General features: G+C 63.4%; 20 protein-coding genes. 6 read left to right on the top strand and 14 right to left on the bottom strand.

Features of this window, described 5'->3' with window-relative positions:
* Positions 1 to 3: 3 nt before the first annotated feature.
* A complete protein-coding gene (gene lspA, locus GO707_RS00715; protein ID WP_302404576.1) occupies positions 4 to 579 on the bottom strand; it encodes a signal peptidase II in 576 nt (191 codons plus the stop codon).
* Complete coding sequence (gene ileS / locus GO707_RS00710; protein WP_270358049.1) at positions 580 to 3,426, bottom strand: isoleucine--tRNA ligase; 2,847 nt, start codon at positions 3,424 to 3,426, stop codon at positions 580 to 582.
* Positions 3,427 to 3,671: 245 nt separating this feature from the next.
* Between ileS and GO707_RS00705 the strand changes: the two genes are divergently transcribed.
* From GO707_RS00705 to GO707_RS00695, 3 genes are all read left to right on the top strand, one after another.
* Positions 3,672 to 4,544 (top strand): DegV family protein, encoded by an 873-nt coding sequence (locus GO707_RS00705; protein ID WP_157011565.1) that lies wholly within the window; start codon positions 3,672 to 3,674, stop codon positions 4,542 to 4,544.
* Positions 4,534 to 5,832: a DNA polymerase IV gene (gene dinB, locus GO707_RS00700; RefSeq protein ID WP_335878655.1), complete on the top strand. Its 1,299-nt coding sequence runs from the start codon at positions 4,534 to 4,536 to the stop codon at positions 5,830 to 5,832. Before GO707_RS00705 ends, dinB begins: the two co-directional genes overlap by 11 nt.
* A 275-nt stretch (positions 5,833 to 6,107) precedes the next feature.
* On the top strand, positions 6,108 to 6,935 hold the full coding sequence (locus GO707_RS00695; RefSeq protein WP_157011563.1) for a type III pantothenate kinase: 828 nt from the start codon (positions 6,108 to 6,110) through the stop codon (positions 6,933 to 6,935).
* Here GO707_RS00695 and GO707_RS00690 read toward each other — a convergent pair.
* On the bottom strand, positions 6,932 to 7,951 hold the full coding sequence (locus tag GO707_RS00690; protein WP_114539097.1) for a glycosyltransferase family 2 protein: 1,020 nt from the start codon (positions 7,949 to 7,951) through the stop codon (positions 6,932 to 6,934). The two genes, GO707_RS00695 and GO707_RS00690, sit on opposite strands and share 4 nt — an antisense overlap.
* Before the next feature lie 55 nt (positions 7,952 to 8,006).
* Positions 8,007 to 9,236, bottom strand: a complete 1,230-nt coding sequence (glf, locus tag GO707_RS00685; RefSeq protein ID WP_114539098.1) for a UDP-galactopyranose mutase — start codon at positions 9,234 to 9,236, stop codon at positions 8,007 to 8,009.
* 209 nt (positions 9,237 to 9,445) lie between these two features.
* Here glf and pta point away from each other — a divergent pair, with 209 nt between their 5' ends.
* Positions 9,446 to 10,438 (top strand): phosphate acetyltransferase, encoded by a 993-nt coding sequence (gene pta, locus GO707_RS00680; protein WP_197746015.1) that lies wholly within the window; start codon positions 9,446 to 9,448, stop codon positions 10,436 to 10,438.
* A 187-nt stretch (positions 10,439 to 10,625) separates the two neighbouring features.
* Here pta and GO707_RS00675 read toward each other — a convergent pair whose 3' ends face one another.
* Both GO707_RS00675 and GO707_RS11975 read right to left on the bottom strand, forming a co-directional pair.
* Positions 10,626 to 10,985 carry a response regulator transcription factor gene (locus GO707_RS00675; RefSeq protein WP_173113082.1) on the bottom strand — a complete coding sequence of 120 codons (360 nt, stop codon included), beginning with the start codon at positions 10,983 to 10,985 and terminating at the stop codon, positions 10,626 to 10,628.
* Positions 10,946 to 12,082 carry a hypothetical protein gene (locus GO707_RS11975; RefSeq protein ID WP_173113085.1) on the bottom strand — a complete coding sequence of 379 codons (1,137 nt, stop codon included), beginning with the start codon at positions 12,080 to 12,082 and terminating at the stop codon, positions 10,946 to 10,948. The genes GO707_RS00675 and GO707_RS11975 overlap by 40 nt, the downstream gene beginning before the upstream one ends.
* Positions 12,083 to 12,379: 297 nt before the next feature.
* On the opposite strand from GO707_RS11975, the gene GO707_RS00670 reads away from it, so the two are divergent.
* Entirely contained in the window at positions 12,380 to 14,338 is a 1,959-nt protein-coding gene (locus tag GO707_RS00670) for an FAD-binding protein (RefSeq protein ID WP_157011559.1), read from the top strand.
* Between the two features lie 241 nt (positions 14,339 to 14,579).
* On the opposite strand, the gene GO707_RS00665 is transcribed toward GO707_RS00670, so the two are convergent.
* The 5 genes from GO707_RS00665 to rnd form a co-directional block, all read right to left on the bottom strand.
* A complete protein-coding gene (locus GO707_RS00665; protein WP_114548381.1) occupies positions 14,580 to 15,803 on the bottom strand; it encodes an acetate/propionate family kinase in 1,224 nt (407 codons plus the stop codon).
* A gap of 298 nt (positions 15,804 to 16,101) precedes the next feature.
* A complete protein-coding gene (xseB, locus tag GO707_RS00660; RefSeq protein ID WP_022739854.1) occupies positions 16,102 to 16,368 on the bottom strand; it encodes an exodeoxyribonuclease VII small subunit in 267 nt (88 codons plus the stop codon).
* A gap of 50 nt (positions 16,369 to 16,418) precedes the next feature.
* Entirely contained in the window at positions 16,419 to 17,870 is a 1,452-nt protein-coding gene (gene xseA, locus GO707_RS00655; RefSeq protein WP_227069502.1) for an exodeoxyribonuclease VII large subunit, read from the bottom strand.
* Between the two features lie 12 nt (positions 17,871 to 17,882).
* Positions 17,883 to 18,548 (bottom strand): zinc metallopeptidase, encoded by a 666-nt coding sequence (locus GO707_RS00650; protein WP_022739852.1) that lies wholly within the window; start codon positions 18,546 to 18,548, stop codon positions 17,883 to 17,885.
* Between the two features lie 105 nt (positions 18,549 to 18,653).
* Positions 18,654 to 19,802 (bottom strand): ribonuclease D, encoded by a 1,149-nt coding sequence (gene rnd, locus GO707_RS00645; RefSeq protein WP_227069501.1) that lies wholly within the window; start codon positions 19,800 to 19,802, stop codon positions 18,654 to 18,656.
* A 66-nt stretch (positions 19,803 to 19,868) separates the two neighbouring features.
* Between rnd and GO707_RS00640 the strand changes: the two genes are divergently transcribed.
* Complete coding sequence (locus GO707_RS00640; RefSeq protein ID WP_227069500.1) at positions 19,869 to 20,807, top strand: diacylglycerol/lipid kinase family protein; 939 nt, start codon at positions 19,869 to 19,871, stop codon at positions 20,805 to 20,807.
* A 148-nt stretch (positions 20,808 to 20,955) separates the two neighbouring features.
* On the opposite strand, the gene GO707_RS00635 is transcribed toward GO707_RS00640, so the two are convergent.
* The 3 genes from GO707_RS00635 to GO707_RS00625 all read right to left on the bottom strand — a co-directional run bounded on the left by GO707_RS00635 (position 20,956) and on the right by GO707_RS00625 (position 24,873).
* Entirely contained in the window at positions 20,956 to 22,440 is a 1,485-nt protein-coding gene (locus GO707_RS00635) for a basic amino acid/polyamine antiporter (protein WP_114539105.1), read from the bottom strand.
* Between the two features lie 194 nt (positions 22,441 to 22,634).
* Positions 22,635 to 23,060 (bottom strand): hypothetical protein, encoded by a 426-nt coding sequence (locus tag GO707_RS00630; protein ID WP_114539106.1) that lies wholly within the window; start codon positions 23,058 to 23,060, stop codon positions 22,635 to 22,637.
* Positions 23,053 to 24,873, bottom strand: a complete 1,821-nt coding sequence (locus GO707_RS00625; protein WP_114548384.1) for a hypothetical protein — start codon at positions 24,871 to 24,873, stop codon at positions 23,053 to 23,055. The genes GO707_RS00630 and GO707_RS00625 overlap by 8 nt, the downstream gene beginning before the upstream one ends.
* Positions 24,874 to 25,142: the final 269 nt, after the last annotated feature.

Raw genomic sequence — 25,142 nt, 5'->3', positions numbered from 1 at the left:
AGGTTACTTCTCCTCCGATGCGACCTCCTTCGCGGGCGCATCCTTCCTCATGGACCAGAGCATCCCCGCGAAGAACAGCACGAACCCGCAGGTAACCCCGATGTCGGCAACGTTGAACGTAGGGAAGCTGATAAACACCGTGTCGATGAAATCGACCACGTAGCCCAACGTGAAGCGGTCGAGCGCGTTGCCCAAGCCGCCGGCCACAATCAGCGCGATCCCCACCGTCTCCATAACGCCGGCGCGCCTGCCGGCCGTGAACAAATACACCGTGAGCGCGACGCAGACGAGCACCGACATCACTCCGAGGGCGAAGGTCGATTCATCGAACATACCCCAGGCGGCACCGGTGTTGTGCACCAGGCGGAACTGCACCAGACCAAGAAAGGGACCGGCCACCACCTGGCCCACGGAGAAGCTGTTGAAGTAAGCTTTCGTGGCGATGTCGAGGACAAGCCACAGAGCGGCAAGAGGAACGAAGATGGCGGCGTTGCGCTTGCGCCGGCTGGGAAGCCTCTCCTCCACGGCAGAGGCCTCCCCTTGCTCTTTCTCGATGGTTAACGTCTCGGGAGCGGCCACTTACTCGGCCCCGCCCTCGATGGCGTCCAGCGCATCCCCGCAGCGCTCGCACACGTCCGGATGACGCGGGTTGCCACCGAGCTCGCGAATGTTCCAGCAGCGCGGGCACTTCTCGCCCTCGGCCACCGTGACCGCCGCCGTGATCTCGTCGCCGTCGCCTTCCACAAACTGCACCGAGGCCACTATGAACAGCTCCTCGAAGACCGACGGGTCGAAGGAGCCGGCCGTGGCCACGAGGGCCGCCGGCGCCGTCACGGTAAGCGATGCCTCCTGGCTCTTGCCGATGATCTTCTCGTTTCGGGCCTCTTCCAGCGCCTTGGTGACCACCTCGCGGACGGCCATCATCTCCTCCATGGTAGCCACTTGCGCGCCGGCGTCGGCGGGAAGGGCGGGCACGAAGTCGCGCGCGGTGGGCCAACCGGCCAGCTGCACCGAGGCCTCGCGGCCCTCGATGTCCCTGAAGGCCGGCGGGTAGCACTCCCACACCTCGTCGGTGGTGAACGACAGGATGGGTGCCATGACGCGCACGAGCACCTCCAGGATGTTCATGAGCACGGTCTGCACGGCCCGGCGTCGCGGCGAAGCCGGCGTCTCAGCGTACAGGCGATCCTTGGTGACGTCCATGTACACGGCGGAGATGTCGTTCACATAATCGTACAGGGCCCGGTAGACGCTGTTGAAGCGGTAGGACTCGTAAGCGGCCTCCACGTCGGCGAGCAGCTGCGAGAGACGCACCATCGCCCACTGGTCGAGCGGCTCCAGCGCGTCCCAGTCCCCCACGAAGTCGTCCGGCGTGAAGTCGTTCAAGTTGCCGAGCAGGAAGCGGAAGGTGTTGCGGAAGCGACGGTAGGCGTCGGAGACCTGCTTCAGGATGTTCTCGGAGATGGACACGTCCTGGGAGTAATCGCAGGAGGACACCCAGAGGCGCAGCACATCGGCGCCGAACTTGCTGCACATCTCCTCCGGATCGATGCCGTTGCCGAGCGACTTCGACATCTTGCGACCCTCTTCGTCCACGGTGAACCCGCAGTGCATGACCGACCTGTACGGCGGCACGCCGTAGGCGCCGATGGAGGTGAGCAGCGACGACTGGAACCAGCCGCGGTGCTGGTCGGAGCCCTCCAGGTACATATCGGCCGGGAAGGTGAGCCCATCAGCTTCGGCACGGTGGCGGCAGACGCTCGTGTGCGAGACGCCGGACTCCCACCACACGTCCAGGATGTCCTTCTCGGGGATAAGCTCGGTACCCCCGCACACCTCGCACTTGGTGCCGCGCGGCAGATAATCGCTTGGCGCCTCGGTGAACCAGGCGTCGGCGCCCTTGGTGTTGAACAGCTCGATCACCGCGTCGAAGGTCTCGGCCGTGGCCACCGTGTTGCCGCACTTGGCGCACTTGAACACGGGAATGGGCACGCCCCAGCTTCGCTGGCGCGAGATGCACCAGTCGGGACGGTCGGCCACCATGGCGCCGATGCGGTTCTTGGCCCAGGCGGGAATCCACTCCACCTCCGAGTTGATGGCGCGCAGGGCGTCCTCGCGCAGGGCGTTCTTGTCCATGGAGACGAACCACTGGTCCGTGGCGCGGAAGATGACCGGCTCGTGGCAGCGCCAGCAGTGCGGGTAGGAGTGGTTGATCTTCTTCTCGGCCACGAGTGTGCCCTGCTCGCGCAGCCAGTCGATGATGACGGGATTGGCCTCGTCGGTGGAAAGGCCGGCAAACTGCCCCGCCTCGCCGGTGAACACGCCGTTGTCGTCCACGGGCATGAGCATGGGAATGTCGAACTCGAGCGCGACGAGGTAGTCGTCCTGGCCGTGGCCAGGGGCCGTGTGCACGGCGCCGGTGCCCGTATCCAAGGTGACATGATCGCCGTAGATGACCGTGCCCTTGATGTCGCGGCGCACGGGGGCGGTGTAGGTGAGGCCGAACAGCTGCTTGCCCGTCAGCGTCACCGGCTCGCCGTCGGCACCGCGGACGAAGTCGTAGTCTTCCCAGCCGGCCACCTCGGCCACCGTTTCCACGAGCTCCTTGGCCATGATGAGGTTGTCGCCGCCGACGGTGACCATGACGTAGTCGGCGTCGGGCGCCAGCGACACCGCCGTGTTCGCAGGAAGCGTCCAGGGGGTCGTCGTCCAGATGAGCAGATAGGCGGCGCCTTCGGCTCCGGAGGCCTCGAACACGCCGGGCATCGCATCCAGCTTGAACTTCACGTAAATGGAGGGCGACACCTCGTCGCCGTACTCGATCTCCGCCTCGGCGAGCGCCGTGTGGCAGTGGGTGCACCAATGGATGGGCTTGCGGCCGCGGTAGACCGAGCCCTTCAGGTACAGATCCTTGAAGATCTCCACGTTGCCGGCCTCGTAGTTCGGAATGAACGTGAGGTAGGGATGCTCCCAGTCGGCGTTCACGCCAAGCCGCTTGAAGCCGTTCCTCTGGATATCGACGTACTTCTCCGCCCACTCGCGGCAGCGCTGGCGCAGCTCCACCTGGGAGATCTCGGCCATCTTCTCGGGTCCGAGCGTCACTTCCACCATATGCTCGATGGGCTGTCCATGGCAGTCCCAACCGGGGATGTAGGGGGTGAAGTACCCGCGCTGGGCGTGGCTTTTAACGACGAAGTCCTTGAGGATCTTGTTGAAGGCGTGACCGATGTGAATGGGGCCGTTGGCATAAGGAGGGCCGTCGTGCAGCACGAAGGGCTTGCCGTCGGCGTTCTTCTCCAGCACACGGCGGTAGATGTCCATTTCCTGCCACTGGGCGAGCCGCTCGGGCTCGCGGGCCGGCAGGTTCCCCCGCATGGGGAAATCGGTCTCGGGCAGGTTCATGGTGTCCTTGTAGCTGTTCGACACAGTTCGTCCCTCTTCCACGTCTCGGGTTCCTCTATATCACGGCCGTCGAAGTGCGACGGCGGCGCCTGTGAGCGTATCTTGCAAAGTATACGGCAAGGGGGCGCGACGCGGACAATGGTTACAACTTTTTCTCAGGAAAGGCTTCATTAGCCGCAGCAGGTGCAATGGGCCCGATTTGCGCTAGAATATCGGATGCGCAGCAGCGTGCCGCAAAATGCAGCCCCCTACCCGATAAGGAGCCCTCCATGGCCTTCGCCATCGTCACCGATTCCTCCTCCAATCTCACTGAGGAGGTTATCGACCAGTTCGACCTGCATATCCTTCCGCTCACGTTCATGGTGGATGGCGAGGAGCATCACAGTTACCTCAAGGGGCAGAAGACCGATCTTAAGCAGTTCTACACCATGATGCGCGAGGGCAAGGTCATCACGACGTCGCTGCCGAATCTGAAGGACTCCCGCGAGCTGCTGGAGGGGCTTCTTGCCTCGGGCCAGGATGTGCTCTACATCGGGTTCTCCAGCGGGCTTTCCGGCACCTACCAGGCCATCGACCTTCTGCTGGCCGAGCTGGCCGACGCCTACCCGGACCGCACGGTGCTCGCGGTGGACACCCTGGCCGCCTCCATGGGCGAAGGGCTGCTCGTCTGGTACGCCGCCAAGATGCGCGAGGAGGGTGCGTCCATCACCGAGGTTCGCGACTGGCCGGAGGCCAACAAGCTGCACCTGGCCCACTGGTTCACCGTGGACGACCTCATGTTCCTATTCCGCGGCGGCCGCGTCTCCCGCACGAGCGCCTGGGCCGGCACCCTTCTGAACATCAAGCCGGTCATGCACGTGGACGACGAGGGCCACCTCATTCCGCTGGAGAAGGTGCGCGGGCGCAAAAAGTCGCTGAAGGCGCTGGTCGATCACATGGCGCAGACGGCCACCTCTCCCGTGGCGGATCAGACCGTGTTCATCAGCCACGGCGACTGCATCGAGGACGCCGAGTACGTGGCCGACCTCGTGAGAGAGCGCTTCGGCGTCACCGACATCCTCATCAACTACGTGGATCCGGTCATCGGCGCCCATTCCGGCCCCGGCACCATGGCCCTGTTCTTCCTGGCCAGTGAACGATAGCGACGCTTACCTGCCGCCGTGGGAGGGCCCGGCCATCCTGCTGGTAGATCTGGACGCCTTCTTCGCCTCCGTCGAGCAGCTTGACCACCCGGCCTGGCGGGGCAAGCCCGTCATCGTCGGCGGCGATGCGGACGCCCACGGGGTCGTCTCCACCTGCTCCTACGAGGCCCGCGCCTTCGGAGTGCGCAGCGCCATGGCCTCGTCGCTAGCACGAGCGCTGTGTCCCGAGGCCATTTGGACGCATGGCCATTTCCACCGCTACCGCGAGGTGTCCGCCGCCATCATGGCCATCCTGCGAGACGAGACGCCCCACGTGCAACAGGTCTCCATCGACGAGGCCTTTATAGACGTCACCCCTACTGCCGTGAACACCGAGCACCCGGTTCTCGTGGCCCAGCGCATCCAGGAGCGCGTGGCCGCCCTCGGCGTCACCTGCTCCATCGGCGTGGGCACCTCCAAGTCCGTGGCGAAAATCGCCTCGGACCGCGACAAGCCCCGAGGACTCACCGTGGTTTTCCCCGGCACGGAGGCGGCCTTCCTGGAAAAGCTGCCCGTGCGCACGCTCTCCGGCGTGGGGGCAGCCGCCGAGAGGACGCTCCTTTCCCACGGCGTGCGCACCTTGGGAGCCATGGGCCGGGCCGACGGTGCCCTTCTGCGGAAGATCTTCGGGAAGAACGGCGAGATGATGCGCGACCGGGCCTTAGGGCGCGATCGGTCGGAAGTGGCCGAGGACGACGAGGTGAAGTCGGTCTCCAACGAGGTAACCTACGCCCATGATCTGGAGACGCGCGAGGACATCGAAGCGGCGCTTTCCACCATTGCGGCAAAGGTGGGGAGGCGCCTGCGTCGCAAGGGGCTCAAGGGACGCACCGTGGCCGTGAAGATGCGCTACGACAACCGCACGACCCGCTCGGCCCAGTGCTCGCTGGCCGCCCCCACCGACGATGACATCGCGTTCGCCCCGGTGGTGCACCGCCTGGCGGAGGAGCTGTGGGCTCCGGGCATGAAGGTGCGCCTGCTCGGTGTGGCCGTGACCCATTTCGAAGAGGACGGCGCCCCGGTGCAGGAGACGCTTTTCGACGCTGCCGTCCTTGGGGGCGATGACAACGCAGACGCGGTTGAAAGCGAGGCGCTCATCCGCGACGAGGAGAAGCGCCGCAGCCTTCTGGCCGCCACCGACGCTTTGCAGGAGCGTTTCGGCGACGGCACGGTGCGCTTCGGCTTCGAGCTGCGCCAATCCGGCAACACCACCGGCTCCTCCTCGAAAAACGTCGAGGACTACAAGTAGCTCCCTACCAGCGGGCCCATCATGTTCTCGAGTTTTTCGAAAACTCACGAGCAAATGCCACTTCGAGCCCGTTTTGGCACCCCGGGATGCCAGTTGAAGCCCGTAATGGCACGAAATGCCATTTGAGGCCCGAAATGGCCATGGGTGGATTACCATTTCGGGGTCGAAGTGGCATTCACTCATCCCCAAAACGAAAAATTTCCGCTAAAACAGGGCCACGCGAGACATCACTGGCGGAAAGTACACGAGCGGAACAAGTGAAAAGAGGAGCGATTATGGCGCTGGTTTTGGCGATCGACATACGGAACACGCGGACGCGGATCGGGCTGGCAGTTGATGGACGACTCGTCTCCCAGTGGGCCGTTCCCACAGATTCCGCCGAGACAGCCGACGGCGCCGTGGCCTGCGTTCTCGGCTTCTTCGACGCCCTCGCCCGCAATCTCGCGCCCATCGAAAAGGACGCGCCCGACGCCATCGACCTGCCCGAGAGCGCTCCTTTGGCCGACGGGGCCATCATCGCCTCGGTCATCCCTGCCCTCACCGGCGTGTGGTCCGATGCGGCGCGGCGCCTCACGGACGCGCGCCCGCTCACCGTAGGCCCAGGTCTTAAGACGGGGCTGAAGATGAACTTCTCCGATCCCACGGCCGTGGGCGCCGACCGCGTCGCCGAGATGGTGGGCGCCAAGAGCACCTACGGCGCCCCGGCCCTCGTCATCGATCTGGGCACCTCCACCACCTTCGAACTTTTGGACGAGGCGGGCGCCTTCCGCGGCGGCATCATCGCCCCGGGCATGAAGCTCGGCGCCCAGGCGCTGGCCCGCGGAGCCGCCCAGCTGGCCGCCGTGGAGCTTCGAGCCCCCAAGTCGCTGCTCGGCCGCACCACCGTCGAGGCCATGCAGGCGGGCATCGTCATGGGGGAGGTGGCCCGCATCGACGGCCTCATCGATATGATCTGGGCCGATTGCGGCTACACGACCCCCGTCATCCTCGTGGGCCAAGACGCCGAGACCATCGCCGCGCTCATGGCGCACGCCGTCACCGTCGACCAGACCCTCGCCCTCCGCGGCCTTCTGGAGCTCTATACCGCGAACACACGACGTTAATTAAACTTGAAGATTTTCTGGGCGATCTGGTAGCCCTTGAGTCCGATCTTCTCGCCGGCCTCCGTGGGCAGATTCGTGGCCAGATTCAGCGCGTTGGAGCGGACCCGGCGGTACAGCGACGGGTTTTGCTCCTTCAAATAGGCCCATATGTCCTTCAGATCCTGCTCGTCGGTCTCGCCTCCGCGCATGCGCAGAAACACCGAGCAGATGCACATCATCATGGAGAGGTAGTTGCGCAGGTAGTGGCGCAGATGGCGGTTGCGCACGGCCTGCGGGTCCACGTTGTCAATCATCTGCCGTGTGACGCGCAGCTGCTGGTCCATGCGGCCCATCATGACCTTCTCGTTGACCGACTGGTCCTCGCGGCCGATGAAGTAATGGTAGGCGTCCACGTTGAAGTAGCGCATGGTGCGCACGTAGACCAAGGGCTCGTAGACGAAGATGTTGTCCACGTAGAAGGTGTGCTCGGGCAGCTCAAGGTGCATTTTGCGCAGCATCTCGGTGCGATAGTACACCGAGTGCATGAGCAAATACTGACTCGGCAGGAAGGTTCCCACCTCGTCCCAGCCGAACTCGTAGCCCTCGGGCAGCACGTTGCCGTAGCCCATGACCTTCTGCTCCCCCTCGTCCACCTTGTCGTAGACGTAGTTGGCCACCACCATGTCGCAGGGCACCGGCGCATCCAGCTGGCTGCGCAGATACACCATGAGCGGAAACATCGCCGCGGGATCCAGCCAGTCGTCGGAGTCGACCACCTTGAAGTAGAAGCCGCTCGCGTTCGCGAGCCCCGTGTTCACCGCGCCGCCGTGGCCCTTGTTGGGCTGATGGATGGCGCGGACAATGTCGGGGTGCTCGTTCTGCCAGCGGTCGCAAATGGCCGCCGTGTCGTCCTTGGTCGACCCGTCGTCCACGAGCAGGATCTCGATGTCCTCGCCGCAGGCGAGCAGCGTCTCCACGCAATGATCCATATAGGCTGTCGAGTTGTAGCAGGGCACGGCGAACGTGATGGTCTTCAAAAGCGCCTCCTTCGTCGGGGTCTCGGTGCGCGGGCGTTCCACCTCGCGCGGCGTCCTAGGCGTCGGCCGTCTCCGTCAGGATCTTCTCGGATGCGGCCAGGGCGTCGGCGACCACCTTGTCCATGTTGAAATAGCGGTACTCGGCCAGACGCCCCAGCGGATGGAAGTTCGGCAGCGCGTCGGTCAGGCGGCGGTAGCGCGCGTAGAGCGCGTCGTTGTCATCGTTGATGATGGCGTAGTAGGGAATCTGGGTCGCCGGATCCTCGTAGGCCCGGGAGTACTCGCGCATGATGGTGGTCTTGTCGCCGGTCTGCTCCGTGAGCCACTTGAATTCGGTGATGCGGGTGTAGTCCTCGGTCACCGTGTAGTTCACGGTGCCGCAGGGCAAATGGTAGGTCTCGTCGAAGGTCTCGTAGACAAAATCGAGGGAGCGGTAGGGCAAGCGCCCGAAGCGTCCCAAGAACAGCTCGTCGAGGGGGCCGGTGTAGACGATGGGTCCCTCGAAGGACGCGCCCTTGATATGAATGGCCTCCAAGGGGGCGTCTTCCTCGCGGCCGGCGAAGACGAGATCGAAGACGCTTTCCGCCTCGGTGCCCAGGCAGACGGTGATCTTCTCGTGGCCGAGCAGGTTCTCGAACAGGCGCGTGTAGCCATCGATCGGCATCCCCTGGAAGGCGTCCTGGAAGTAGCGGTTGTCCCGGGAGATGAACACGGGCACGCGCGCGGTCACCGAGGGATCCACTTCCTCGGGAGTGAGGCCCCATTGCTTCTGGGTATAGTAGAGGAACACGTTCTGGTAGACGAAGTCCGCCACCTCCTGAAGCTCCGGATCCTCCTGGGCGCGCAGCTCGTTGATGGTGACCTTGCGCTCGTCGCCGAAGGTGTCGACGAGCTTCTCGATGAGCCGGGCCGCCTTCTCGTCGCCGAAGGCAATTTCCATGGAGTTCTTGTTGAAGGGCACGGGCATGTAGGTGCCATACCAATCGGCAAGCACCCGGTGCTGGTAGCTCGACCACTCGGTGAAGCGGGCAAGATAGTCGTAGGCGCGCTGGTCGTTGGTATGGAAGATGTGCGGCCCGTAGCGGTGCACGAGCACCCCGGCCTCGTCGTACTCGTCGTACATGTTGCCGGCGATGTGCGCGCGCTTCTCGATGACGAGCACGCGAAGACCGCCCTCTTCGGCAAGCTGCCGGGCACTGACAGCCCCGGCAAAACCGGAGCCGACAACGACGGCGTCGTAGTCTTCGATGGCGATATCGCGGAAATCGGCGTAATTAACGGCCATAACGGGTTCTCTCCCTCGTACTCGTTGATGCGAATGGGGCGCCGGCGCTCGGGCGGCGTCGTTCGGAGGATATTGTACCCAGCCCGCATCCGATGGCCTCCAAACCCCATACAAACCGAATAAATGAACCTGCCGCACGGTCGCGCCGTGCGGGGCGACGGCCCGTGCTCTATCATGAGGGCAGGATACCCGTGAGAAAGGACGTTCCCGTGAGCCAGTTCCTCGATTCCATGATCGCCCGCGCGAAGGCCGACAAGAAGACCATCGTGCTTCCCGAGGGCAACGACATCCGCACCCTCAAGGCCGCCGAGGCGATTCTCGCCGAGGGCATCGCCGACCTCATCGTCTTGGGCGACGCCGACGACATCACCGCTGCCGGCTGCAACTTGGAGGGCGCCCGCATCGTCGACTTCCGCACCTCCGAGCTGCGCGAGCCCTATGCCGAGAAGCTGGCCGAGCTGCGCGCGGCGAAGGGCATGACGCTCGAGCAAGCCCTCGAGCTTATGGACAACGAGCTGTACTTCGGCATGATGATGGTGAAGATGGGCGAAGCGGACGGCCTCGTCTCGGGCGCCTGCCACTCCACCGGCGACGTGCTGCGCCCGGCCCTGCAGATCCTGAAGACCGCTCCTGGCGCGCAGATGGTGAGCTCGTTCTTCGTCATGAACGTGCCCGACTGCGACTTGGGCCACCACGGCACCTTCATCTTCTCCGACTGCGGCCTGGAAGTGCAGCCCGACGCCGATCGCCTGGCCCAGATCGCCATCAACGCCGAGGCGGCGTGGCGGTCGCTGTTCGCCGATGCCGAGCCGGTCATCGCCATGCTGTCGCATTCCTCCTACGGCTCGGCCAAAAACGACGATTCCGACAAGGTGGTGCGCGCGACGGCCAAGGTGAAGGAGCTCGTGCCCGAACTCGCGGTAGACGGCGAGCTGCAGCTGGACGCCGCCATCGTTCCCGAGATCGGCGCGGCGAAGGCGCCGGCCTCTCCTGTCGCGGGTCGCGCCAACGTACTCGTGTTCCCGGACATCGATGCGGGCAACATCGGCTACAAGCTGGTGCAGCGCTTGGCGAAGGCCGAGGCGCTCGGCCCCATCCTGCAGGGTATCGCCGCCCCGGTGAACGACCTGTCGCGCGGCTGCTCGGCCGACGACATCGTGGGCGTGGTGGCCATCACCGCCGTGCAGGCGCAGGGGAAATAGCGCTCCTTCTTGCCTTTCCATCCCTCCGGGCGCGAGGTGGCCGAGGGGGTGTCGTGCTCAGACAACATTGAAGTGCAGGGCTCGACGCGGGTCGTCTCATTTTTCTATGCACTTCAATGAACTGCGCGCGGCACCCCCTCGGCCACCTCGCGCCCTGCTCTTCTGGGATTGGGCGGATTTCTCCTCTCTACCCTTTTTTCTCTTCTCTCTCGATGCCGAGTTTCTCGAAGAGTTCGTCGCGGCTGTGGACGCCGAGCTTCTTGTAGACGTGGCGGATGTGCGACTTCGCCGTGCCGTTGGCCACGACCATGGCAGAGGCCACCTCGCTGGCCGAGCACCCCTCTAAGAGCAGCGTGAGCACCTCCTTCTCGCGCTCGCCCAAACCGCAGGCGGCGGCCACGCGATCCACTTTGGCGCGACGGGCCGCATCGAGATCTCCCGTCGCCTGCTCGCCCTCGAAAAGCTCCGCCGAACGAATCGGCGTGACGCCCCGTCTCACGAGGATGATCATGGCGGCGTTGGCAGCCAGAATAGACAGCAGAACCATGATGTTCGACGCGAATTGCTCGACGAGCGCGAAGCAGAGCGCCATGCCCAGGCGGCCGACGAGGCATCCGGCGGCGAAGGCCACCATAAGGCCCGTGAAGGCCGCAAGAGTGTGCCGTCGTGCTCCTGCGCGCTGGCGCACAGGAGCACGACGGCATAGGCGAGGAAAAGGAACATGCCAAGCGCCGCCAGATCAAAGGAAAGCGCAGGCTCGAGGTGAAGATAGGAGGCGGCTATGACGGCCACGATGATAGCGGGCACAGCGATGGTCGTCAGCGGGAGGACCGCCGCATTTGCCAAGAGCACCACGGCGCAGATGAGCAGCATCGGAGCGAAGAAATCCCCCGAAGCATAAGAAGCGCTGTCGCCCCCGATACCGGCAAAGGCGATGGCCGTGATGAAGGAGAAGCTGAACAGAAACGTCGCCGAGGCCGGGTAGCGGAAGGCATCCGCCGGCACGGCCGCGGGCACAGCCGCGGGCACAGCCGCGTCGTCTTCCTCCTTGGCCTGCTCCGAGCGCAGCTTGCGAGAGAGCACGAACGTCCCCACGAACATGAGCACTCCCATGCACACGCACAGCTTCACCGCCTCCAGGCCCGAGAACACCCAGATGACGAAGGAGGCGAACACGCCCGCCAGCACGATATTCCAAATCACCGAAAAGGAGCGCCGATCGATATGCACGGCGAACCACGAGGTCATGGCCACGGGCAGATAGACGCCGAAGATAGCGCCGCAAACCCAGTTGACAGGCTCGGGCACGTGGATGCCCGCCCCGAACAGCGCGCAGTACAGCACCAAGGTCGCCTGCACGAGCAGGGCCAGAACCCAAAGCAATCGACTGCCCACGACGAGCCGTCCCCCCCGTCGCAACCTCCAACCAAGCATAAGCGCGCAGAGGAGCTCGGCGACATAGGAGGCATCAGTATAGGAGAACATAAACGCCGTAGTGTGCCACATAGACGGCCAGAAGTACACCTGACCCACGAAGGCCAAGTTGCAGGCCAGGCCCACGAACAAGCTAATGGATCCAGCGCCCCTGAAATGCTCCTCGAACCCGAGGCGCAGCCCCGCGATCGTATTCCACAGACGTTTCATCGCTTACCCCTCCTCTTTTTTGCTATCCCCCATGAAACCACAAATAGCAGATGAGCGCCAGCAGCAAAAATGGCAACCTTTCCTCATTTCCAGAAAGGTGGGTTAGCAAGGTGGGTTAGCAAGTTCCACCACCGCTAACCTACAGGTTATCTCTCACGCTAACCTCAGCGCCGACGCTAAAGTGACCAGTGTGATCGGGGACACCGCGATCCCCGGAGCGCCGGAGCGAATGCGTCACGCGACGTCTTCGCCAGACATCAACCCGGCGCGAAGACACCGACCACAAGGGAGTGGAAAATGGGAAAATACACCCGCCGACAGTTCATCACCAGCGCTGGTGTCGGCATGGCCGCCGTCGCCGGCCTCGGCCTTGCCGGCTGCGCGCCGCAGACCCCGGCCGATAAGGCCATGGCCAACACGGGCAACGGGGGAACCACCTTCGCCGACACCATCGCTTGGGACGGCGAGTACGACGTCGTCGTCATCGGCTTCGGCGGTGCCGGTGCCGTGTCCGCCTGCTACGCCGCCGACGCCGGCGCGAAGGTGTTGCTCATCGATAAGGCCCCTCAGGGCATGGAGGGCGGCAACACGCGCTTCTGCGGCCAGATCATCCTGAACTCCGACGACAAGGAGGCCATGCTCGCCTACAACAAGGCCATGGCCGGCGATTTCGCCGTCGACGACGAGCTCATGGACGCCTACGCCGAGGGCCTCACCCAGACGAAGACCATGCTGCGCGACTTCTTCGGCGTCCCCGAGGAGAACTTCCTCGATTGGAAGGAGGACTCCTCCGCCCAGCCGATGATCGCCATGTTCGTCCCCGAGTATCCCGAGCTCGAGGGTGGCGATGCCCTGCACGTGCTGACCGTGAGCGACAACGTGTGCAACTCCGCTCTGTGGAAGACCTACCGCAACAAGGTCATGTCCATGAGCGACAACATCGACGTGTGGTACATGTCCCCGGCCACGAAGCTCTTCCAGGATCCGGTCAGCCGCGCCGTCATCGGCGTGGAGATCGACAAGGCCGGCGAGACCGTGAACATCCGCGCCAAGAACGGCGTCGTCATGACCATGGGCGGCTTCGAGAACAACAAGCAGATGGTCGAGGACTTCCTGGGCCTCACCAAGAGCACGCCGGCCGGCACCCTGTTCAACACCGGCGACGGCGTGAAGATGGCCATGGGCGTCGGCGCCGATCTGTGGCACATGGAGGCCTATGAGGGCAACTGCTTCGCGCTCGGCGGCATCTCCTTCGTGGTGAACGAGGATCAGCACGCCAAGACGTTCAACGACCTGCGCAACCTCTCCGGCAGCGTCATCGTCGTGGGCAACGGCGGCGAGCGTTACCTGCGCGAGGACGTGTACAACCGCCACGGACACGTGCCGAGCAACGGCGACTGGGTGAACGTGAAGCGCCCGCGCAACACCTACATGGTGTGGGACGCCGCCCAGAACGAGGCCATTGCCGAGTACCACGGCATCCCGGCCGGCTTTGAGGATCAGGTCGTCTCCGCCGCCACCATCGCGGAGCTTGAGGCCGCGCTCGGCATCCCGGCCGGCAAGCTGGAGCAGACCGTGACCGACTTCAATAAGATGGCCAACGATGGCTACGACCCGGCCTTCTTCCGCGCCGCCGAGACCATGCGCGCCTTCGGCGAGGGCCCCTTCTACGCCATCGAGATGATCCAGGCCTTCCTGAACACCCAGGGCGGCGCCCGCCGCAACGCCCGCGCCGAAGTCGTGGGCACCGACGGCGAGCCCATTCCGCACCTCTACTCCGCCGGCGAGTTCGGCGGCATGACCCCGTACCAGTACAACGGCGGCGGCAACATGGCCGAGTGCCTCATCTTCGGCCAGCTGGCCGGCGTGGGCGCGGCGGCCGAGAAGGATCCGCTGCCGGTGCTCCCCATGGGCGTGGCCTCCGAGATCGTCTATACCCAGGGCAGCGGCAGCCACGAGGTCGATCCCGATCCGGCCGCTTCCGCAAAGCTCGGCGAGAACGAGTATCTCGGCACCTCCACCCTGTGCATGGGCAACGAGCTTGCCGTGAAGGTGAAGATGGAGGGCGACAAGATCGCCGCCATCGACATCGTGCAGCAGCAGGAGACCGCCGGTGTGGGCAGCTTGGCTCTCGAGGCCCTGCCGGCCCGGATCATCGAGGCCCAGTCCACCGAGGTCGACGCCGTTGCCGGCGCTACCGTTTCCTCCACGGCCCTGAAGGACGCCGTGAACAACGCACTCGCCCAGGTGAAGTAGCTCGCCTGATGCGATAGGGGCACCATCAAGCGCCCCGCACCCCTCCCCACGAAATCGAGGCTCAAAGCGGGCCTCGATTTCGTTTTCTAGCCCCGAATCGACGGTTGTTTCATCAGAACCGTCGATTCGGGGCTGACATTTTCCCAAAACGGCCTAATTTGGAAGAAAAGAAGCCCCGGATCGACGATGTTGATAGAACAACCGTCAATCCGGGGCTAGCTTATATCTGAGCCTCAGGTGCCTAGACCAGCTCCGTGATCTCGAGCGTACCCTCCTTCACCAGCTGATAGGTGTCGCGGGCGATCATGTACTCCTCATCGGTGGGGATGATGACGATGCGCACCTCGGAATCGTCCGTGGAGATCTCGCGCTCGCCGCGCAGACCGGCTCGGTTCTTCTCCAAGTCGATCTTGATGCCGAGCGGCTGCAGACCCGCGAAGATCATGCGGCGCATCTTGTCGCAGTTCTCGCCCACGCCGGCCGTGAGCACGATGGCATCGACGCCGCCCATGACGGCGATGTACTGGCCGATGTATTTCTTCGCGGAGTTCGAGTACATGTCGTAGGCGAGCTGGGCGCGCTCGTCGCCCTCCTCGGAGGCCTGGCGCACGCTGCGCAGGTCGTTGGAGATGCCAGAGATGCCCAAAAGCCCGCTCTTCTTGTTCATGAGGTCGTTCACCTCGGCCGCCGTGAGGTTCTCCTTCTCCATGATGAAGGGGACGATGGCCGGGTCGATGGCGCCGCAGCGGGTGCCCATCATAAGGCCATCGAGAGGCGTGAGACCCATGGAGGTGTCAACGGCCACGCCGTGGTCGATGGCGGAGATGGAGCAGCCGTTGCCCAGATGGCAGGTGATGAGCTTCAGATCCTCCAAGGGCTCGTCCATGAAGGCGGCCGCGCGCTCGGCAATGTAGCGATGCGAGGTGCCGTGGGCGCCGTACTTGCGGATGGCGTGCTTCTCGTACAGCTCGTAGGGCAACGGGTACATGTAGGCCTTCGGCGGAATGGTCTGGAAGAACGAGGTGTCGAAGACGGCCACCATGGGCTTGCCGGGCATCTGCTCGCGGCAGGCCTCGATGCCCATGAGCGCGGCCTTGTTGTGCAGAGGAGCGAGCTCTGCCAGTTCGTCGATCTTGGCGACGACATCGTCATCGATGAGCACGGAGCGATCGAAGTACTTGCCGCCCTGCACTACGCGGTGCCCCACGGCGTCGATGTCGTCCAAAGAGTCGATGGCCTTGGTGGGGCCGCTCGTCAGCGCCTCCAACACGAGGGCCATGGCGGCGTTGTGATCGGGCATGGGCGTGTCGATGACCACCTCATTCTCGTCGATGCCGTGCTTGTGGAAGGCCTCGGCGGAACCGACACGCTCGCAGATGCCCTTGGCGAGCACTTCATGGGTTTCAACATTGATGAGCTGGTACTTCAGAGAGGAAGAACCGGCGTTGAGGACGAGGACGTTCAATGACTTACCTCCTAATCAATAGTTTCCCCTATTTTAGAAGTGCGATAAGGGCGCGTCGCACCTGCTCGCGTCCTTATCGGCAAGCGGAGCGCCGCTCACCGATTGACACCCCGTCACCCTTTTCCATGGCCTGCCCCGTAGTGTCGACCGTAGTCGGGAAGATTTCCGTAGGGGGCGACCTTGGTCGCCCCTCGTCAAGCAGGTTAACCTCACTTGAGAAGGGCTGACCAAGGTCAGCCCCTACGGAATCTACTTGCAGACCAAGGTCGGCTCCTACGGAATCTGTGGCGTCACCGTTCTAGGAGAGGGTCGTGTCCTGGGTCTCGTCGTCGGGGGCGGCGACCAGCTCGCCCATGAGCACCTCCACCTGCTGCTCGGCGGCGCCCAAGCGCTTCTGCAGCGAACCTAAGAGCACGACGCCGCGCTCGTAGGCGGCGAGGGACTCCTCCAGCTCCAACGTGTTGCTCTCCAGCACGGAGACGATGGACTCAAGCTCGCTTAAAGCCTCGCGGAAGGTCAGCTCTTCCACCGGCTTCTTCTCGTCAAGGTTCGCGGCATCGCTCATGGCGCTTCCTTTCTCATCGTTGCGTGTATCACTCGTCGCTGCGCGTATCGTCAGTCCCAGACCTCAACAGCGCTGTGGATGCGGCGGACGTCGTTCACCGTGCAGTCCAGCTCGCCGTCGGAGAGGGCCACCACGAGGCGATCCCCCCGCGCCACGGCGTCCACCGAGCTCACTACTCGTCCGTCCTCCCCCTTCGCCATGGCGTAGCCGCGGCCGATGATGGCCAGAGGCGACAGATCGTGCAGGCGCGCCGCGCTCACGGCCACCGACGCGCGATAGGGGTCGGTCATCGCCGCGCCGGCGCGCTCAAGTCGGCCGCGAGCCCCCTCGAGACGCTGTCGCGGACGCTCGCCGAAGTGCTCGCCCAAATAGCCGAGCCGACCCGCGGACGCGCCCACTGCCGCGCGGGGCGCCGAGAGCAGCCCGGGCAGCATGCGTCCCAAAGCCTCGCCGATGAGGCCCAGTCGATGGCGATCCTCGGTAAGCGCCGCCGGCAGCGCCCGGCCGAGCCGATCGGACAGATCGTCTAAGGCCAGCGCCTCGGCGTCGAACAGGCGCGTCGGCTCGCGGAACAACGGCAGGGACGCCAGGCGCTCCACTGCAAGCGACAGCCCGTCCAGCCGGCGCCCCTCGGCATGGCCCATGGCGGCGCCGAGCCCCTGGATGCGAGCGGCGATCTCGCTCTGGGCCGGCGCCACGGCCTCGGCGGCCGCCGTTGGGGTCGAGGCCCGCACGTCGGCCACCATGTCGGCGATGGAGGTGTCCGGCTCATGCCCGATGCCCGTCACCACGGGCACGGGACAGGCGGCAATGGTGCGCGCCAGCCGACGATCGTTGAAGGGCATGAGATCCTCGAAGGAACCGCCGCCGCGCACGAGGAGCACCACCTCAGCGCCGGCAAAGACCACCTTGGCCAGACCGTCCACGAGCCCGTCGGCCGCCCCGGGGCCCTCCACGGGAACGCCGGCGAACAGGATGCGGGCCAGAGGATAGCGCCTGCGCAGGGTTCGCAGCACATCGTGGACGGCCGCGCCGCGCGGCGAGGTGACGAGCCCTATGGTCTCGGGATAGGCGGGCAAAGGACGCTTGCGGGCCGGATCCATCAGCCCCATGGCCTCGAGCTCCCGCGCCAAGTTGGCCACCTGCAGCCGCAGCTGCCCTTCGCCGGCCAACGACACCGAGAACACGTCGAAGTTCATGCGCCCCTTGGCCGCGTACAGGGAGAAACGCCCCGTGAGCTCCACCAAAGCGCCGACGGAAAGCGCCACACCCGAGGCCTGGTAGCGGTTCATCCACATCATGCACGGAAGCGAGGCCTTCTCGTCCTTCACGGTGAAGTACACGGCCTTGTAGCCGGGCTTGTCGTTCACCTCGGAGACCTCGCCCACCAGGCGCACCACGACCTCTTCCAGGGCATTCTTGGCCAGGCCCATGGCCGCCGACACCGACAGGGCCGGGGCGGCCTCCTCTTCCGTTGTCGTCTCGCGCTCTTCCACCGCCACAGCAGGCTCCGTTTACTCCTGGCGCTGGCCGAGCAGCCACAGAAGCTGCAGGATGGAGGTGAGGGCCGCGGCCAGATAGGTGAAGGCGCAGGCGCGCAGCACGTCGAAGGCGCCCTTGCGCTCCTGGGCGGGCAGGCCAATCTGGCCCATGTAGGCCATGGCGCGCTGGGAGGCGTTGAACTCGACGGGCAGCGTGACCAGCTGGAAGAGCACCACCACGGCGTACATGATGATGGCCGCCGTGGTAAGCCCGGCGATGTTTAAGACGATGCCGGCCATGAGCAGAAAGATCCAGGCGTTCGAGGCCAGGTTCACCGCCGGCACGATGGCCCCGCGGATCTTCATGGGCGTGTAGTCCTGGGCGTACTGGCAGGCATGGCCCACCTCGTGGCAGGCCGTCGCCGTGGCGGTGATGGTGCGCCCATCGAAGGCCTCGGGCGAGAGCGTCACCGAGTTGCTGCGCGGATCGAAGTAGTCCTGACCCGGGCCCCCGCGGAAGACCTGCACATTCGAGATGCCGTAATAGGAAAGCATCTGGCGCGCCGCCTCGGCGCCGGTCAGCCCCGTGGAGTTCGCCACATGGGAGTAGGTCTTCAGCTTGTGGTTCACGTACCATTGAGCGCCCATGCCGATGACGAGCGTCGCGACGATGAGCATAAGGTAACTGCTGGAAATCATAGGGTTCTCCTTGCGTATGCCTTGCATTTTTGGCAGTCAATTATAGGCATGGGAGCGCCCCGGTCGCCCGGGAGGCGCCGAAAGCGTGAAAGATACGTAACCGCCTCAGGAACGCGGCGTCACCACGAGTCCTTCGGGGCCGAGCGATAGGGCGAGCCGGCCGGCGAGAAGCTCCAGCAGCTCGTCGCCCACCATAGCGCGGCGCCAGCCGCGCAGCACATCGACGTCGGCGGTGTAGCCCCGGGCGACGCGGGCGAGCTCCGACCGGGAGGCCAGCGTCTGCATGGCGATGTCGTTCTCCTTGGCGCGCAGCCGCACGAGCGCCTCCATGAGATCGAGCTCGGCATCGACGTTGCGCTCGCTCTTCGGCGACTTGTCCAGCTCGGGCCACGTATCGGGCGCGGCATCGAGACCCCGGACGAGCACGGTGGCCACAGCCCGGGCGTCCCGAGTGTTCAGCTTCTCGCGCACGCCGCGGATCAGGAACAGGTCGTCGATGGTGCGGGACTCGCGACGGCAGGCCTCGACGATCTGCTCGTCGGTGAGCACCCACTTGCGCGGCATATCGCGCTCCTGAGCCGTCACCTCGCGCCAGCACGCCACCTCCCGAGCCGCCGAGAGCTGCCGGCGCGTAAGCTGCCCCACGCGCTTGAGGCGCTTGTAGCGCTCGGACGGGTCGCTCTCGTAGTTCGCCGGATCGCTCATGGCGGCGAAGTCGTTGTCGAGCCAGTGCAGGCGCCCCTTCGATTCCAACTTCTCCACCATAATGCGGTACATCTTCGGCAGATAGATCACGTCGTCGGCAGCATATTCCAGCTGAGAGGCGGAAAGCGGCCGACGCGACCAGTCGGTGAACGAGTCGCTCTTCTTCAGGTTCACGCCGCACAGGCTGTGCACCAAAGGCCCGTAGCCGATCTGCTGGGTGTGCCCCAGAAGCGTGGCCGCCACCTGGGTGTCGAACAGGGGCGCGGGCAGCACGCCCAGCTCGCGGTAGAGGATCTCCAGATCCTGGCCGCCGGCGTGGAAGAGCTTCACGATGGAGGGGTCGGAGAGCAGCGGGGCGAGCACCTTCAAATCCTCGATGGCGAAGGGATCCACGACGGCCACTACCGTATCCGTGGCCAACTGGATGAGACAGAGGTTCGCGTAATAGGTCTTCTCGCGCAGAAACTCGGTATCGATGGCCAAGACCGACGAGGAAGCGGCGCGCCGCACGAAGGCCTCCAGGTTTTCTTGGCTTGCAATGTATTCCACGACGGTCCTTGTCTGTATGGGATGAGGTTGTAGTACCATCCCATAATAGCAAGGGAAAGGAATTATGTGAAACTCCTCATCGTGAACAACCTGGCCTCCGGCTTCCGCGACGGGGCCATTTACGATTTCATGCGCGCCTTCGCCTCCGACGGCGACGAGATTTGCGTGCGCTGCACCGACGGCGACACCGACCTCGCCGACTTTCTGCGCGACGCCGAGGACTTCGACGCCGTGGTGGCCGCCGGCGGCGACGGCACGGTGGCCTCGGCAGCCTATCTTTTGGCCGAGACCGGCATCCCGCTGCTCCCCTTCCCCGCCGGCACCGCGAATCTGCTCGCCATGAATCTCGCCTCGCCGGCCGAGCCCCACGCGCTCGCCCATCTCATGCGCGAGCAGCGCCTCATGGATTTCGACATCGGGGAGATCGAGCTCTCCAACGGCGAGCGCTTCGGATTCTCCATGATCGCGGGAGCCGGCTACGACGCCGCCATCATGGAGGGCGCGGAGCCCTCCAAGCGCCTTCTGGGCCCCATGGCCTACTTCACGGCGGCCTTCGCCAACTTCGCGCCGCAGTTCTCCCGCATCACGCTCACCATCGACGGGAAGACCGTCGAGACCCAGGGCGTGGGGGTGCTCGCCATCAACTTCTCGAAGCTGCAGTTCGACATCTCGCTCGTCCACGAGAACCTGCCGCGCGACGGCATGTTCGACATCGTGGTCATGAACACCCACGACGCCGTGGGGCTTATCCCCGCGATCTTGAGCTGCATGCTCGACCGTGCCGGCGAGTTCCCGAGCCGCCCCGACGCCATGGAGGTGTTCCGCTGTCGGGAGTGCACCGTCGTCGCCGATCCGCCGCTGGCGGTGCAGTACGACGGCGAGGTCACCGGCACCATGACCCCGTTCACCGTGCGCATGCTGCCCGAGGCGGCCCGCTTCGTCGTGAGCGAGGAGTGCCTGGCCCTCTACGGCGAGGAGAGCGCCACGCCGCTCGACCTCGACTAGGGCCGCGCACGACGGGGACCAGCCCTGACGGCCAAAGATTCGTTGCCCCTCCTCGCCTTTCGCCCGTGAATTCCCACCCATTCCTTCCACGCAAAAAGCGGCCCCGGAATTGCTCCAGGGCCGCTTTCTCGTCTCAGTTGAAGCGCCGCTACACGAGGCCGGGCGTCGTCACCAACAGGAAAATGGACAAACAGGCCGCCGCGACGATGATGACAAGCACCACCTTGTCCAGCGTGCTCTGGAAGTACTTCTCGCCGCGTTCCCTCTTGCCCCAGATGTACATGAGGATGCCGGGCACGTACAGCAGGCACATGAGGATGACGCCGAGCACGCCCGCGGCCCAGGACAGAAACAGGCTGTAGACGACGCCCACGCAGCCCAGGATGCGCCACATCAGGATGGGGCCGTTAAGACGCCCCTTGAACGCGTCGGGCTCTTTGAAGGCCACCTTCGCGAAGTAGGCGGCCGAAAGCAGGTACGGCAGAAGGATCATACCGGCGGACAGCGTATAGAAGAACTGGTAGGTGGAATCGGTGAACAGCCAGGTGATGAGGAACAGCTCGATGATGATGTTCGTCACGACGAGGGTGACCACTGGCGCGCCCTTGTCGTTGGTCTTGGCGAAAGCCCTAATGAACACGCCCTCCTCGGCGGCCTCGAAGGGTGACTCGCTGGCGAGCACCGTATAGCCGAGCATGGCGCCGATGAGCGAGAGCGACACGGCAAAGTTGATCAGCACGGCGCCCCAATCGCCCACGGCGGCCTGCATCACGTAGGCCAGAGCCGGATTCTCGAGGTTGGCCAGCTCGGAGAGCGGCATGACGCCCATGGAGAGGATGGACACCGTCAGGTACAGCGTCAGCACGCAGATGAACGCGATGATGGTGGCCTTGCCCACGTCCTTCGCCTTCTTGGCGCGGCCGGAGATGGCCACCGCACCCTCGATGCCGATGAACACCCAGATGGTCACCATCATGGCCGTCTGTACCTGGTCGACGAAGGCCAGCGACGGGTCGGCTCCAGTGGTGAGGTTCGCGATGAAGATGTCGGGCTTGAAGGCGCCGATGAAGATGATGGCGATGATGCCGATGAGCAGGGGCACGAACTTCGAGATGGTGATGACCGCGTTGATGAGGGTCACCTCGCTGATGCCGCGGCTCACAAGGAAGGCGTAGAACCAGATGATGCAGGAGGCTCCGATGACGGCGTAGAGGTTCGTGCCGTTACCGAAGATCGGGAAGAAGTACGACAGCGCGCCGAACAGAAGCGCCGAGAAGCTGACCGTGCACAGAAGGGCCGAGATCCAGTAGCCCCAGGCACTGTTGAAGCCGAGGAAGTCGCCGAATCCCGTGGCGGCGTAGGTGTAGATGCCGCCCTTGAGGTCGGGCTTAACCCGGGAAAGCGCGAAGAACGTCATAACGAGGCAGAACACGCCGATGGCGGAAATGCCCCAGGCGGTCAGTATCGCCCAGCCGCTCGCGCCGCCGGCCGCCGCATCGCCCGACAGCGAGAACACGCCCGCGCCGACGATGAGCGTGATGACCGTGGTGACCATTCGAAACAAGCCGATGCCCTTGGGGTTGGTCACCCCGTCCGCTGCGGCCTGGGGCACGGCGGCCCCTGTCGTGGTCATTGATTCTGTGCTCATGGAAAGACCAACTCCTCGGTAGGGGAACATTGAGAACAATGATACCCCAGGTGAGGTTATTTCGCTTCCACAACTTTTCCACGTAAGGGCGGCGTTACAAAATCAGAGCGGCATAACATGCCATCTGCGAAAACTTCAGCTCATATTGCTCGAAACTCAAACTCAAACGTAGCAGATGCTCACCAATTAGAAATAGCTGCAACTCGCACTTCGCGAGGACTAACCAATAAAAGGCGTTTCTCGACTCGATCAATCGCGTGTTTTGCAGTATTTTGCTTAATTAGTCCTTCATTTGCAGTAGCCGCAAACTCGACCTTGTCTTTGCCCATTTTTGTCACAACCAACGCGATGTTCATGTTGGCCACACCAGCACCAACTACTGCCACGCATTCCATCCCATCATCCGACTGTTCAATGACCTTGCCGACTTCCATGAATGCCTCGGCAAGCTTCTTCGGCGTACAGTCCTTCACCTCAACGGTTGCATAAGCACTGCCGTCAATCAGCTTCCTCACGGACTTGTCGGTAACGACGAACCCGTAGTCAGCCCCGTAGCGCCTCAAGGCCTCCTCGAGCTTTTGTGCTACTTCTTTCTCGTCACTCATCTAAACCACTACCTCCCAACTCCAAAGCGATGTCCATGACCACGGAATCGATGCTTTCCTCCATTAAATCCTCGCTGGGCGCCGCGATGCGCGGGCGTATTTTTACCTGCTCGTTCGCAAGTGGCTCGATGATACCTCTCGCATGCCAGTACCTGTCCTTGCTTGAATGCATCTTCTTCAATGCCTTCTCGTTAATCTTAGCCACAAGCTTGTCCGATATCTTCTCGGCCTCGTCTTGGCTCAGGAGGTACTCCTCGCTTACGTCCCGGAAGGCTGCCTGTATCAACCTGATCATCTTGTCGGTATCTGAGTCGAAGAACTTGCCGGTAGCCTTGTCGATTAGCACGCCAAGCCCACCGCCAGCAACCAGAGAACCCACAAGACCGCCCACGACCGTGCCGACGCCGGGAAGCACCATCGTGCCCACGGTCGATCCGCCGAGCCATCCCGCCGTGCCCCCGACAACCGTTGTGGTCGTCTTGGCGAAGTTGACCGCCAGCTGCGCCCCGGAGATCCTGCCGAGCACTATGTCCTTGACGTCGAACGACGTCAGCACCGCGGTGGTCACCACAGCCGTGATAGCGTTGCCCTTCAGCAATTTGGCGGCGCTGTTGATCGCAGCCCCTCCCGTAAGCGTGGTTCCGCTCCTGAAGGCGTTCGCCAGCGCTGCGTAGGCCTTGGGGCTCAGGGTCTTCGCCAACGCCTGAAAGCTGGGGGTCATCGCGCCGCTGATGCTGGACTTAGCGATCTGGCTTGCCAGGACGGTCGTGACCAGCGTCGTACCGCCTATCTTGATTCCGCTGAATGCAGCGTTCTTCAATGCAACGGTCGGCTCCTCGCCATTCCATATGCTAATGGCCAAGGTTATGGAGGCGCTTACCCCGAAGGCCGAGAGGGAGATGACGGCTCCGGACTTCGCGTCATAGATGATGGAGTCCAGGTTCCCGGCTTTGGCGATGTTCTTCGCTTGCTGGTAGGTGAAGTGTCCCGGCTGCACTATCTCCTTGGCCTTCTCAGGATCCGTGACTCCTTTGACCTGCCCGTTTTCGATTTTGCCGGCCATCGCCTTGCGCGCATCTTCGATGGTGTCGGAGGCCACCTCGATGACCATGGGCTTTCCGTTGCTGTCGAAGTAGCGGAACTCGCCGCTGCCGCCGTTCTCGAAGCAGCCGTTTATGCTCGTTCTTCCGGTCGCGCAGTACTTCGATTGGATTAGAACCTTTGCCCCGTCCGGCTGGTGGATCGCCCTATCAGGGCCGTTCTTGACGTTGTTATCGCCCTCGATGGTAGCTTTCTTGCCATGCAGGCGGTCCTCTAGATTGTTTGCTCTTTCCGCGGCGAATCCGTGGCCTTGCCGAGCATGGAACCTCTCTTCGTCGTACACCTTATTGACGACGCCCCTGCTCCCGACGGTCAGGCCGCCTACTTCTATTCCAGCAGCTTCGTTCTCGTACTCCAGATTGACTCGGCTGTATTCCTCTGCCGCGGCACGGTTGATCCTCTTGATACTTTTGATGAGCTTTGTGATGGCCTCGCAGTCTACGACGTCGCATTTCCACAAATAATCGGCGTTGCTATCGAGCTCAAATTTTACCCCGTAGTCGAATCCTTCCTCAGTTCTCAATATCGCGATTCTACTAACCTCGTCGTACCAGACCTTCTGAGGTTTATTGCGACCGCCGTAGAAATAAGCTTTTGTGTCGCACACTAGAATGCCCGCAGTCGCATCGTGCCTCTTTGATACGTCGACGAGACCGATAACTCTATTCCAATCAAGCTGTGCCGCATATTGGTTGAGCCGATTAGCAATCATCTTTCTTGTGCCATCATTTAAAGTTCGAGTAAATATACAGGACATGCCATCGTTAGCCCGACAGCATCTCCCAAACTCCTGCTGTATTTCTATGAAAGTAGTCATAAGTTGTTGCATGCCTCAGTGAATTGCCACGTCGCCTTCGCTTTCTCCGGTTGGTTCATATGGCAACCTTAATCTCTGATCAGGAATGCCATTCATTGCTAGTCATTACAGGAGCGTTGCCTTCCAGCTACCTGAGACAAAGACAAAAACCAGGATAACCCACC

Source organism: Adlercreutzia rubneri (assembly GCF_009755265.1).
GTDB lineage: Bacteria > Actinomycetota > Coriobacteriia > Coriobacteriales > Eggerthellaceae > Adlercreutzia > Adlercreutzia rubneri.
The sequence above is the reverse complement of the archived record's forward strand: the minus strand, read 5'-3'. Positions and strand labels throughout refer to the sequence as shown.